Origin of the sequence: Crassaminicella thermophila (genome assembly GCF_008152325.1) — a bacterium.
GTDB classification, from domain to species: domain Bacteria; phylum Bacillota; class Clostridia; order Peptostreptococcales; family Thermotaleaceae; genus Crassaminicella_A; species Crassaminicella_A thermophila.
In genome coordinates this window covers 433,518-447,686 of record NZ_CP042243.1, presented here as the reverse complement: position 1 = coordinate 447,686, position 14,169 = coordinate 433,518, and the positions used below count along the sequence as shown (strand labels likewise).

The following is a 14,169-nucleotide window of genomic DNA, read 5'->3' as shown; positions in this document are numbered from 1 at the left end:
CCATCCTTTTTTTATTCACTTAAACAACAAAACAACATATATTAGTATAAAAGTTTAGAATATGAGGTGATCCTTATGGCTATTGGCCCTTCTGATTTTATTTTAAATTTATCACCAAATCCACCTAGCGCTGTAATAGGTATGAATTCTACTATTAACCTATTATTTTCAAATATAAGTACTACAGAAAAAGGGTATAACTTAGCTGTTGAAGTTACCCTTCCTGATGGGGTATCATTTGTAAACAGCTCTATTGTCCCTACTTCAATAACAGAAAATCCATCTGGAACAATTACCATAAAATGGATAAACATAAAAGATTTAGCACATAATGAAGTGAACTATACAATCCATCTTACGCTAAAGGCTGATGAAACTTTTAGAGCTACTGGACTTATAGTACCCTTTGATATACCTCTTTCTAGTGTTGATATAATAGCAAGCCTAGATACAGCACCTAGAGGTGATTATGATCCTTCAAATGTAAAAATAACAAAAACTATATCTGAAAACTTTATTCCTTTAAGGTATAACTTATTAAAATCTGCTCCTAAAAAAATGCCAAAAGGCGCTGGTCTTATTTCTCCATCTGTAAATCCTAGATGGCCCTATGAGTATAATTTGACAATTCTTAATAACAGCAGAGAACCATCTAATGTAACTTTAATAGACAATCTACCTAATGGTGTTCGATATTTAGGAGGATTAAATGTTAATGGTCCTGATGCAGCAGCCTTATCTTCTCCAACAATTATATCTCCTAGTGGTTCTGGAAGTCAAGATTTTGTAACCTTAGACTGGGGAAATATTACCTTATCTCCTAATTCAGTAAATATCATAACCTTTTATTCTGCTATTTGGGATAATTATACAGTAAATGGTGTTGAAAATAGTGGTGGAAAAATTCTCCATGGAACAGCTCTTGATAATGTAGCTACAATTGATGGTCTCTCTGGTCCTGTTCAAAGACATTCTAGAACGAATGCTATGGATGCTACCATTAATAAAAGTGTTAATAACAATATAACCGATGTAGGACAAATCAATACCTATACGCTACATTATCAAATCAATCAATATGATAATGTAGAATCCTTCATAATTACAGATACCATTAGTGATGGTCAAAGTTACAATACAGGCTCTGCATCTATTACACCTAGTACCATCACAATAAACCCAGATGGAACAACAACGCTTATTTGGAATTTAGGAACTTTAGTAACAGGAACAACTGGTACAATCACTTTTAGTACAACCGTAAACTCAAATTATTCAACTATGAATCCAGTAGTTTCAGGAGATACACTAACTAATAATGTAAACGTCAATGGAATAAATCAAACAATATCATCTCCAACTCCTGACAACTCTAGTGCAAGTATGTCAATAAAAAATCCAAGCATCAAAAAGGAAATATTAAATTATTACTATAAGGATGGAACATTAAAATCAATTAATATTGCTGCCCCTAATGACCAAGTAGAGTTTAGAATAACATATAGCTCTAATGGTATTTCATCCTCTCAACGAAACATTGAAATAGATGAGTATGCACCATTAAATATGGGACCATTAAGTGCTAGTCTTCCTATTACCTATAACAGTACTTTTCCTGGTCCATTTACTCCTTTTACAGTTTCACCTAATGGACTAAGATGGTCTTTAGGAACAGTTCCTGGCAATAGTACATGGGTTGCTACTTTTAAAGTACCTGTAAGGGCTATCGAATTCGTTGGTGAAAAAAATAATTTAGCAAAATTATCTGGTGAAAATACATTAGATTTTTCATACAGTGATAGAGATCAAGTGGAAGTTAAATTTGGAGAACCAAATATTGAATTTAACAAAACAGTTAATGGTCCTAATGTAGATGCTATAAAATCAGGAGAAACATATACCTATTCTATTACTGTTTCAAATCCTCAAAATGCAGAAGGAACAGTAGTTGATGCTTTTGAAATGGATTTAACGGATACAATTCCAAACGGCCTTACCTATAACGGTAATTACAGTATCACAGGTACAGGCTCACATACTAACCCTATTTTTTCAGGACAAAATGTATCTATGACTATAAAAAAACTTGCACCTGATGAAAGTATTACCTTTAGTTTTCAAGTAACAGTAGACAGTACAATTGCTAGTGGAGAGACATTTAAAAATAACGCAATTCTCCAGAGACCTTATTCACAACCAGATAGATCCTATCAATATCAAGGATTACCATTTGAAGCCTCAACAACTTTAAAAGCTGAAGGAATTAAACTTTTAAAGCTTACTAATCCTGCTTTTGCAAAAATAGGTGATGTAGTAACTTATATTATTCAAGCAACAGTACCATTAGGTACAAATGCCTATAACGTACAACTTATAGATAGTTTCCCAAATTCTACACAAATTTTTATATTTGGAAGCGCTACTATAGATGGTTTTCCTGTTACGCCTAGTGTATCTTCAGGAGTTGTTACTTTTCCTAAAATTGATTATGTTGATGCTACAACACAAGAAGTAATGATTACGTATGCATTCGATGTAAGAATCACAGGAGGAACCCATGTACCACCTTATATAGAAGAGCAAATAAACGAAGCAACAATCACATGGGACTTTGAAGAAGGAATACCCGCTGTTCCTGTTAGTACAACTACACCTCTTCAAGTAAGAACACCTCATCTAAGAGGTTTAAAACAGCAACGAAATGTCACAACTGGTGGCCACTTTATAACAAGAACATTAAATTATAATGTTGGAGATGTAATTGAATATCTTATTTCTGTAACTAATGATGGAGCTGAAAAAGCCTTCAATTCTGTTATCACAGATGTATTAGATCCGCTATTATCCTTTAATACAGGTTCAATTTCTACAACAAAAGGTTCAGCTACTGAGTCTGGTGGAAGCATTATATGGTTAATCCCTGTTCTTGACGTAGGTGAAACTGCGACACTCATTTTCTCTGTAACAACGCTACCTGGAGTTGCTGCAGGTGGATATATATATGACAGTGCTTCGTATATATATAATACAAATAACAATGGCTTAGGTATAGAATATGGCCCTGATCAAACGAATACTGTACGTCTTAGAGCCCCTTATGTTTCTATATTGAAAACAGCTTCTATATCAGAAGGAGAAATTGGTGATGATATTACCTATAGTATTAAACTAACCGTTCCTGTTGGAACTATTGCATACAAACCTAGAATAATAGATACCCTTCCATCAGGGCAAACATATATAGGACCAGCTACAAGACAAGAACTACCAAATCCTCCAGTACCTGTTACACCAAGCTCATTAAATCCAATAACCTTTAATAGTTCTGATATAGATGCAACATCTAACGAAAAAGTAATAATATACAAATTTGTTGCAAGAATTATAGATGCAACACATAATCCTCCGTTTACAGAGGTTCAAAAAAATAGTTCTACAGTAAAATGGGCAATACAACCAGGAGGTCCTTTTAGAAGGGAAAAAAGCTCTAATATAGATATCATAGCAAAAACACCAAATATAGAAGTTCTTAAAGAGCAGAAAAAAGCTTTAGATCCAAATTACACTACTAATAATATATCAGCATTACCAAGTGATGAAATTCATTATCGTCTCACAATTAATTCAAATGGTGCAACAACAGCATTTAATGTCAAAATAAAGGATATTCTAGATAACTTTTTGGAATACGACAGAATGATATCAGGCCCTTCTCCTAGTATTTCTGGAAATACCTTAGAATGGAACTTAGGAAATATTCATAATGGAGATACTTTTATACTTGAATTTGCAGTAAAAGTAAAGGTCGGTGTAGGAGCAGGGGCACAAATACCGGATAAAGTAGAAGTATTTTATGATTCTAATGATGTAAATCCTATAACTTATAATACTATGTCCAATACAGTACTAATCGATATTCCTCCAGTACAATTTGAAAAAACTGCTGATAAGACACTTGCAGCAGTTGGTGATGAAATAACTTACACCTTAAAAGTTATCGTTCCAAATGGAGTTAATGCTTATAATGTTGTAATAACAGATGAAATACCATTTTGCCAAGAATACAAAGCTTCAAGCTGGACACCAGGAACACCTATTGTATCACCTTCTTTAAGAAACATCACATACAACGAACCTACTTCTCCACTAACAGGCACAAAAATATACACTTTTAAAACAATAGTCCTATGCAATAAAGTAGAAAATCAAATAAATAAAGCTCAAGTTGTATGGGACATAACACCATCAGGTCCCCAAGCACCACCTGTTTCTACCTTTACAAACGTTACTGTAAAAAATCCTAATATAGTAGTAACAAAGGAACAGAGCAAAAGCCCTACAGGTCCATTTACAAAAGACCTCTTAAAGGGCGTGGTAGCAAACGATTCAGTATATTACAAAATAACATTAGAAAATACAGGTGAAACTCCAGCTTATAACATTATAACTACTGACACACTTGATAGCAATTTGATTTATCGAGGTCCAATTGGAAGCTATATTGGTACAATAACACCTAATCCTCCACCAGGAACCCCTAATGGTACGATTACATGGACAGTACCTACTTTAGCACCTAATAGTTCTACCTCACTAATCATTCGAGTAGATACTATATCTAGTTTTGTATCAGGTACTAACGTAATAAATCAAGCTTCTACAAAATTTGATACATCGACTGCTCATCCCGTAACTATAGGACCTGTTTTATCTAATCAAGTAGGTTTTGAATTTATATATCCTACACTTCTTAAATCTGTAGATGATGATACTAGATTTTTAGGAGACATTGTAACCTATACAATAACGGTCACAATTCCAGAACAATCTACTGCTTATGATGCTAAAATAACAGATGTTTTGCCTAATGGACAAAGCTATGTACCAAATACTTTAAGAAAAAATGGTATAGCAATAACACCTTACTCTATTTCTCCTTTTATATTTGAAGCACCTCAAGATTTAGGAGAAGGTACTATAACCTATACTTTCCAAGCAAAAATTGACTTTTTAGTAACAACACCTCAAGATATTCAAATAAATGAAGCTATTTTCACATGGAAAACAGATCCTTCACAACCTTATAAATCTATTAATAGTACCAAATCTGTATACGTAACAAAAATGAATATATCTGTATCAAAAGCTCAAAGAAATTTCACAACACACGGAGCAACTGCTTTTACAACAGATCCAATTCAAGCTTCTGTTTCTGATATAATCCACTATGAGCTTACAGTAGAAAATATTAGTACTACAGATACAATCTATAATGTAAATGTATTTGATATTTTAGATAATAATTTACATTATATAGGTCCAGTTGAACCATTGCCTATAGGTATTATTGTTCATACAGGAGAGGCTCAAAATGGAAAAGTCAATTGGATTATTGAAAGTATTCCACCTTCAACAAAATATAGTGCAATAATTGCAGTAAAAGTATTGTCCGGTGTTGTTGCACAAAGCAGTATTTTGAACAAATTATATGCTACTTTTTCAGCAGTTCAAACTCCACCTATTATAATATATGGTCCTGAAGTTTCTAATACAGTAGAAATAAAACTACCATCTTTAGAGATAGAAAAAACTGCTTCAAAAGATTCGCTAGAAATAGGAGAAATACTAACATATACACTAAAACTAATCATTCCAGATGGTACAATTGCTTACAACGTTGTTGTTCAAGATTTATTACCACAAGAACAAATTTATGTTGGAGAGGCTACAAAGAACGGTTCTTTAGTATTTCCTACTATTGATGGTCAAAAAATTACTTTTGATACAGAAAATCAGGTAGATACTAATATTATTTATACCTTTAAAGCAAGAATTCTTGAAGGAAATTCATCTTTTCCATATACACAAATACAGACAAATCATGTTACAACAAATTGGGATATTGATCAATCTGGCACTCCTGCAATACCTGTATCTGCTTCAAAAAATGTAGTAGTAAAAAGCCCATTTTTCTTCATAGGAAAAGAGCAAAGAAATGTTACAAAAGAAACAGCCTTTGATACAAATGAATTATTCGTTGAAGTAGGAGATATATTAGAATTTAGACTCACAGCTCATAACTTTGGAGCAGCTTCTGTTTATAATGTTAAAATATCTGATATATTAGGTCAATTTGATAAATATATAAAAATAGTATCCATTTCATCTGGTACAGCTACCTTTGATTCAACAAATAATAGTATCCACTGGATAATAGATACTTTAGCTCCTATGCAGGTTGAAACAATTATATTTCAAGTAGAAATTCTAGGTGGAATCCCTGCAGGTGGAAAAGATTCAAACATTGCTACCTCATTTTATGATACCAATACAACAACACCTATTACTATTGGTCCAATTGCAAGCAATAAAGTAGTTCACATATATCCAAACATTAAAATCACCAAAACTGCTGATATTGTGTATACAGTTATTGGAAATACAATCACTTATACCGTTAATTTCACACTTCCTAAGGGTACTGTTGCATACAACGGTCAATTTATAGATACTTTACCAATAGGTCAAGTATATGATAATAATGCAAGCTTGAATGGAAATCCAATTAAACCAACAGTTGAAGGACAGCTAATTTCTTTTCCTGTTGTTCCATATGCTGAAGCAAAGGATAATGATGTAAACTTCACCTATAAATTTCAAGCTAAAATTAAATATATTAATATAGATTCTGTCACCTTCGTAGACACTCAAACAAATGAAGCTCTAGGTAAATGGTTTTTAGATCCTACAACACCTGCACAACCTGTAAATTCTTTGTATGATATTTTTGTAACAAATAGCAACATTGAAATCAAGAAACTTCAAAAAAATACATCTACAGAAAAGGATTTTACCCATGAACCACTTAGAGCTTCTGTAAACAATATCATTGAATATAAATTAGTAATAGAAAATACCGGACCTAACACAGTCTATAATATAACAATTAAAGACACTTTATCACCTGCATTAAAATTTGTGCAATCAATCTTTGTATCAATAGGCAATTTGACTCATTCAGGAGAAGCTTCTGATGGACTGGTTAAATGGACTATCTCTTCACTAGATTCAGGAGATTCTGCAACAGCTATTTTCTCTGTTAAAGTATTGAATACTGAAAAGCATATTCTAAACTATGCAACAGGAAGTTTTACAATAACACCTACAGAAGAAAATAGATTTTTAAGCAATCCTTCAAACATTACAATTCTACTATCTAACAAATGTCATGCTACTTTTACTATTGGTATTTATGCTCGTATCTCTACGGAAAAAATTGTTGACTTACTAATTCCTTCATATGGGACTTGTAAACATTTAAACTGTAGTAATCCTAAATCTAAATGTACTGACATGACATTTTAAAAATAAGTATTATTTCATTAACACATGTCTATCCTTTGCATACTTTATATTATAGGAGAAATAAAAAAGCCTATTCTTAAAAATATGAAGGGGGAATTTGTAATGTATTATCATTATATGGTAAGTCCAATCCTATTTCCTAGCGATCAAATGGATAAATTTGAGATTTTTTTACAACAATATGGAGATAAATCTGAAAAGTATATTTTTGAGGAAATAGATAAATTAAAGAATCAAGTTTCAGAAAATGTAATACAAAAATACATTAGAAACCTTGAATTAATTGCTCAAACAGAAGGATTTCTAACACAGGAGCAGAAAAATAAAATAGATAGAATAAAAAGAATATTAACTGAAAACAATTCTTTCTCAATGCAGCATCAAAATGTTGAAAGTCAATCTTTTGCTACAAGTTTACTATTATGGTTTTTAATACTAGTAGCTATATGGCCTAAACACTCCTATAAACCCCGTCCACATAGACCATATCCACCTAGGCCATATCCGCCTAGACCATTTCCTCCTAGGCCATATCCACCTAGACCATTTCCATTCTTCTAAAATCTAATAGGGGATGAATTTTCATCCCCTTAATTTCATTATAACCTTATTTATCTTCTAAAACCAATATCTCATTCAATTTTACTTAATGCTTAAAAAAATAGAAAAAACTGTTTACTTATCGTATCATTTCTTTATTAATCAGTGATTTTTTACACATTGTCTATTATATTTTGGGGATTACCTACTTTAATCATTTGTCCATTTTTTAAAACCACTACCCGGTCTGCTATGGCTCTCGTGTCATCTCGATCATGGGTAACAAAAATGGATGTTGTCCCCGTTTGTTTTATGATTTTCTTTAATTCTTCTCTTATTTTACACTGCAAGTCTTTATCTAAGTTGCTAAAGGGTTCATCTAATAATAATAAGGAGGGTTTAGGTGCTAACGCCCTTGCTAAGGCGACTCTTTGCTGCTGTCCACCACTTAATTCATAGGGGTATCTGTCATGAAATTTTTCTAGATTTACCAGCCCTAAAGCTTCTTCTAATCTTTTATTTTTTTCTTTTTTGCTCATATTCTTTAAACCAAACTGAATATTTTGAGCTACTGTCATATGGGGAAATAAGGCGTAATCTTGAAAAACCATCCCAATCCCTCTATTTTCTGGTAATATAAAAGTATCATCATCTACCATAACTTTCTGATTGATTTTAATCATTCCTCCACTCGGCACTTCCAAACCTGAAATTAATCTTAAAATAGTGCTTTTACCACTTCCACTTTCCCCTAAAATCGAAATAATTTCTCCTTTTTTTACATTTATAGAAAAATCTTTTATGGTTTTTTCTTTTGCATTTTTATATTGAAAAGTTAATCCTTTTATCTCAATGTACATTATTTTTCCTCCTTATCCCCTACTTTATAGAAGAAATAGATTGAAACAACACTAACAAGAATGATAATTAGTGAAGATATGGAAGCTTCATGAATCATTTCATCATTGGCATATTCAAAAGATTTTGTAGCTAAAGTATTAAAATTAAACGGTCTTAAAATTAAAGTGAGCGGTAACTCTTTTAAAATATCTACGAAAACAAGTACAAATGCACTTACAATGGCAGGTTTTATCATTTTCAAATCTACTTTAAAGAAAGTCTGGATTACATTCATTCCAAGAGTTCTAGAAGCTTCAAAAAATCTTTTCCCTATCTTTTCAAAGCCTGATTCTATAGAATTATAACCTATAGCTAAAAACCTTATAATATAAGCAAAAATAAGCATAACAATACTTGTACTCAATACGAGTTTGCTTGAATTTGGATCAATCATCTTATAAAATCCATATAGCCGATTGTCTAAATTTACAAAGAATACAATTACCCCTACTGCAATGACAGCTCCTGGAATAGAATATCCTACTGCTGTAACTTTTGAATAAATTTTCGAAATAAATCCTTCTTGTATTCTGCAATAATTGGCAATCACAATTGCCATAATTACAATAAAACCAGCAGAAACAAACGCAATCCATAAAGAATTAAACAGCATTTCTAAAAATTTCATACTAAAGACTTTTTTATAAGATAAAAACGTCCAATGAGTTAATTGGAAAGTAGGTATTAAGAATCCTAAACTAAATATAATAAAACAATAACCAAATGCCAATATCCCTTTAATTCCTTCTAATTTTATAGGCTTAATGGGTCTGATCTTTGAAGTTGTATAGCTGAATTTTTTTCTCCCTCTTAATAGTTTCTCTAGCACCAATATACCAAAAACAAAAACCATTAAAATAGAAGCTAGTTTCACTGCTGAATCTATATCTCCCATAGCAAACCATGTTTTAAAAATTGCAGTGCTAAAGGTAGGAATACCAAAGTATTTCACAACACCATAATCATTCAGCACTTCTAAAATAACTAAACTAACACCACCAACAATTGCCCCTCTTGATATAGGAAACACTACGTACAAAAAAATTTCAAAAGGAGTTCTTCCCAAAACTCTAGCAGTTTCTATCAAGCTTGCAGACTGTTTTTCCAAAAATGATTTGGTTATAATATACACATAAGGAAACAAAAATATGGTAAAAATAAATATTGCTCCTTTCATGGACATAACATTGAAATATTTTTGATCTAAATAGATATTATAAGTATTTCTTAAAAAACTTTGAATAACACCTGTATAATTTAATAAGCCATTGTATGTGTATGCAGCTATATAGGGTGGTATAGCAAGAGGTAAAATTAACCCCCACTTTAAAAATACTTTAAAAGGAAAATCATACGCAGAAATGATCCACGCAAGACTCGTACCTATAATGCTTGTAAGTGTTCCTGTAAAACCAATTAGCATCATCGAATTTATGATATAGTCTTTTAGAAGATATGCTTTTATATGATGCCAATTTTCATTAGGTTTATTAAAAATATTTATAAAAATATTTACGTTTGGCAATAAAACAAAAAGCACCAATATAAAACTAAAAATTGCCCAAATATTTAAATTGGATTTCAGTTTACGAATCTTAATCAATGTTTTACACTTCCTTTACTTCTATAATTAGTAGTATAAAGCAGCCACTTAGGGCTGCTTTATGACCTTACTTCCAACCAACTTCATTGAATATTTCTACTGCCTTTTGATTGTATTCTCCTAACTTAGATAAATTTATATTTTGAGGTTTAAATTCTCCCCATGACTTTAAAAGTTCTGATGGTTCAACTTTAGGATTCGCAGGATATTCATAGTTTGCTTCGGCAAATTGCTTTTGTGCTTTTTCGCTTGATAAAAACTCTATAAGCTTTATAGCATTCTCTTTATTTTTAGAATATTTTGTAAGTCCAATTCCACTAACATTGATGTGTGTTCCTGTAGTAGCTTGATTTGGAAAGAAAACACCCACATTTTGAGCTACTTTCACTTCTTCAGGATTAGAAGAATTTAACATTTTCCCTATATAGTAAGTATTCATTATCGCTAAATCTCCTTCTCCTGCAACAACAGCTGTAGCTTGTGCTCTATCATTTCCTTGCGGATCTCTAGCCATATTTTCTACTAACCCTTTTGCCCATTCTTTTGCTTTTTCTTCACCATTTATTGCTATAAAAGAAGCTAATAAAGATTGATTATATATATTAGATGATGATCTTACAAGGATTTTCCCTTTCCATTTAGAGTTTGTTAAATCTTCATAAGTTGATAACTCTGAAGGATTCACTCTATCTTTAGAATAAACGATCACTCTTCCTCTTACAGTTAGTCCAAACCATTCTTTGTCCTTATCTCTTAAGTTTTCAGGAATATTGTTTAATAAAACTTCACTAGATACAGGTTGCAATAATCCTTTTTCCTTTGCTCTATGTAGCCTTCCTGCATCTGCTGTAATCAATAGATCTGCCTTTGTATCCTTGCCTTCTCTTTCAAGTCTTTCAATTAATTCATCCGAGTTACCTTTTACTACATTGACTTTTATACCTGTTTCTTCAGTAAATAATTGTAATAGTTGTTCATCTGTATCATAATGTCTATTCGTATAAAGATTTACAACTTCTTCTTCCTTGCTTATAGCTTCTTTATTGTCTGCTTGAGCTGTTTCCTGAGTACTTGAACACCCTGCAAGAGCTAATAGTGAGAAAATCAAAATACAACTTAGTGTGATAATTAGAGATCTTTTCTTCATTTTTTACTCCTCCTTTAATGATATCTGGTTTCATTTTTGAAAATGCAGTTTTTGATATTGATTATCACTATCAAAATTATAAATGACAATGATTCTCATGTCAATATAAATTTCATTTATTTTTTTCATAATGTCTATCTAAATTTTCCTTTTTATAATTAATTTTTTTCTTATATTTCACAATAAAAAAACATACTAGTAATGGAACATTTACATTTTTTCTAAATTGTGCTAAAATTCTTTTATTAGAACTTTTTCAAATATTTAGAGGGGTGATCCTATGGATAAGAATGTAAATATCGATTGGAGTAATCTAGGCTTTAGCTACATAAAAACAGATTTCCGCTATATTTCAAGATGGAAAGACGGAAAATGGGATGAAGGAAAACTCGTTGAAGATAATAAAATTACAATCAGTGAAGCTTCGACAGCTCTCCATTATGGTCAACAATGCTTTGAAGGATTAAAAGCTTACCGTACAAAAAATGGTAAAATCCAGCTATTTAGACCTGATAAAAATGCCAAACGCATGAACGATAGCTGTAGGCGTATCCTAATGCCTGAAATACCTGAAGAAAAGTTTATCGATGCATGTATTAAAGTGGTGAAAGCAAATGAAGCTTATGTTCCACCATACGGAACTGGTGCAACCCTTTATATTAGACCTTTCATAATTGGTGTTGGAGAAAATATCGGCGTAAAACCTGCACCAGAATACTTATTCTGTGTATTTTGTCTTCCTGTAGGCCCTTACTTTAAAGGTGGAATGACTCCTGTAAACTTTACTGTTTCAGAGTATGATAGAGCTGCCCCTTATGGAACAGGAGCAGCAAAAGTTGGAGGAAACTATGCTGGTAGTCTTCTTCCTCATGAACTAGCTGCAAAAAAAGGTTTTGCAGATTGTATTTATCTTGACCCAATGACCCATACAAAAATCGAAGAAGTTGGAGCAGCTAACTTCTTTGGTATTACAAAAGATAATAAATTTGTAACACCAAAATCTCCATCAATTCTTCCAAGTATAACAAAATATTCATTAATGCATATTGCAAAAGAATACCTAGGAATGGAAGTAGAAGAAAGAGATGTTTTCATAGATAAATTAGATGAATTTAAAGAAGCGGGTGCTTGCGGTACTGCTGCTGTAATCACACCTATTGGCGGTATTGAATATAAAGAAAATTTTCATGTATTCCATAGCGAAACAGAAGTTGGCCCTGTTACCAAAAAACTTTATGATACCCTTTATGGAATTCAATTTGGAGATATAGATCCTCCTAAAGGATGGATTGTAGAAGTAAAATAAACATTATTAAAATGCAAAAGAATCCAATTTAGCAGTATTTGCTACTAAATTGGATTCTTTTAATGAAACACTTTATCAATATCTTCTACTATATTGCCATCAATCAATCCATCTTTAGCCATATTTCTTAGCACTTTCATACTCTCACTATGTGTCAATCCTTCACGATAAGGCCTTTTCTCCGTCAATGCTTGATATATGTCTAAGCATGTCATAAGCCGTGAATTAAAATCAAGTTCTTTTCCCTTTAATCCATATGGATATCCTGAACCATCTAATTTTTCATGATGATTTGAAGCCCATTTTGCAATATCTTCAAATTCATCTATTTGCTGTAAACTCACTCTTGTATAGTAAGCATGCTCTTGAATTATATTCATCTCTTCCTTTGTCAGTCTCCCAGGTTTATCTATAATTGCATTACTGATTGCTAATTTTCCTACATCATGTAAATCTGCTGCAATCATTAGTTTCATTTTTTCTTCATTATTTTTTTTATAGTAATCTGCCATTAATGCTATTTTTTCAGCCAGCTCTTTAGAATGTTTTTGTGTAAATTGAGATTTTGCATCAATAATATTTGAAAAAATACTCGTTATTTTTCGAACTTCTTCCCATGTAAGCTCTTTATAATATTTCGGTACCATTTCATCTAAAGCATTATTGATAAATTCATCTTTTAAATCCAACCAAAAACTTGAATGCTTGCTAATCTCCATAAAAGCTTCACTAATACTTGGTGAAAACAAAATTTTATTATTTTCCCTTATGAACGTATTGATAACATTCCTTTCTTGAATAGACGCACCCTTTACATTAAATTTATTTTCAATAGTATCTCCTAAAAAAATAATCTGAGACATTAAAGGAATTTCCTTTCCATCTAATCCAAAAAAGCCCATTCCTGCATACGTTTCATGATGATATTTAATGACATCTTTAACATCTGTAAAAAATGGAAATTTATAAATATTTTTTTCACCTATGATACAATGTTCCTTTATACTTTCTAAAGCTTTCTTCTTATCTTTCCCTCTATTTTGTAATTTATCATGCAAAACTTTTTGACTCGCTCCATTGTCATGCAATATAGATAAAGAAACTAAATCAAAAAGTTCTTCTTGATTTAGCCCTAATACTCCACCTAATTTATATGCAATATAAGCAACTCTTTTTGAATGGTTTGATGCTACGCCTAAAATATCCATCTCTACAAAGTCTAAAGCATAAGATAATGAAAACAAGAAATTATTTAAGTTAAATTGCATATTGACCTCCTAAAATGCTTAAATTAAAACGACAAATAAA

7 protein-coding genes are annotated in these 14,169 nt (G+C 31.6%); 3 read left to right on the top strand and 4 right to left on the bottom strand.

Features of this window, described 5'->3' with window-relative positions; genetic code table 11:
• Window positions 1-75: 75 nt before the first annotated feature.
• Window positions 76-7,365 carry an isopeptide-forming domain-containing fimbrial protein gene (locus FQB35_RS02095; RefSeq protein ID WP_148808328.1) on the top strand — a complete coding sequence of 2,430 codons (7,290 nt, stop codon included), beginning with the start codon at window positions 76-78 and terminating at the stop codon, window positions 7,363-7,365.
• 102 nt (window positions 7,366-7,467) lie between these two features.
• Window positions 7,468-7,926 (top strand): hypothetical protein, encoded by a 459-nt coding sequence (locus FQB35_RS02090; protein WP_148808327.1) that lies wholly within the window; start codon window positions 7,468-7,470, stop codon window positions 7,924-7,926.
• Window positions 7,927-8,078: 152 nt separating this feature from the next.
• Here the strand turns inward: FQB35_RS02090 and FQB35_RS02085 are convergent, their stop codons facing one another.
• The 3 genes from FQB35_RS02085 to FQB35_RS02075 form a co-directional block, all read right to left on the bottom strand.
• Window positions 8,079-8,765, bottom strand: coding sequence for an ABC transporter ATP-binding protein (locus FQB35_RS02085; RefSeq protein WP_148808326.1), 687 nt, complete (start codon window positions 8,763-8,765; stop codon window positions 8,079-8,081).
• A complete protein-coding gene (locus FQB35_RS02080) occupies window positions 8,765-10,399 on the bottom strand; it encodes an ABC transporter permease (protein ID WP_148810728.1) in 1,635 nt (544 codons plus the stop codon). Before FQB35_RS02080 ends, FQB35_RS02085 begins: the two co-directional genes overlap by 1 nt.
• 76 nt (window positions 10,400-10,475) lie before the next feature.
• Entirely contained in the window at window positions 10,476-11,555 is a 1,080-nt protein-coding gene (locus tag FQB35_RS02075) for a Fe(3+) ABC transporter substrate-binding protein (protein WP_148808325.1), read from the bottom strand.
• A 280-nt stretch (window positions 11,556-11,835) separates the two neighbouring features.
• Between FQB35_RS02075 and FQB35_RS02070 the strand changes: the two genes are divergently transcribed.
• Window positions 11,836-12,861, top strand: coding sequence for a branched-chain amino acid aminotransferase (locus FQB35_RS02070; protein WP_148808324.1), 1,026 nt, complete (start codon window positions 11,836-11,838; stop codon window positions 12,859-12,861).
• 59 nt (window positions 12,862-12,920) lie between these two features.
• On the opposite strand, the gene FQB35_RS02065 is transcribed toward FQB35_RS02070, so the two are convergent.
• A complete protein-coding gene (locus tag FQB35_RS02065; RefSeq protein ID WP_148808323.1) occupies window positions 12,921-14,129 on the bottom strand; it encodes an HD-GYP domain-containing protein in 1,209 nt (402 codons plus the stop codon).
• Window positions 14,130-14,169: the final 40 nt, after the last annotated feature.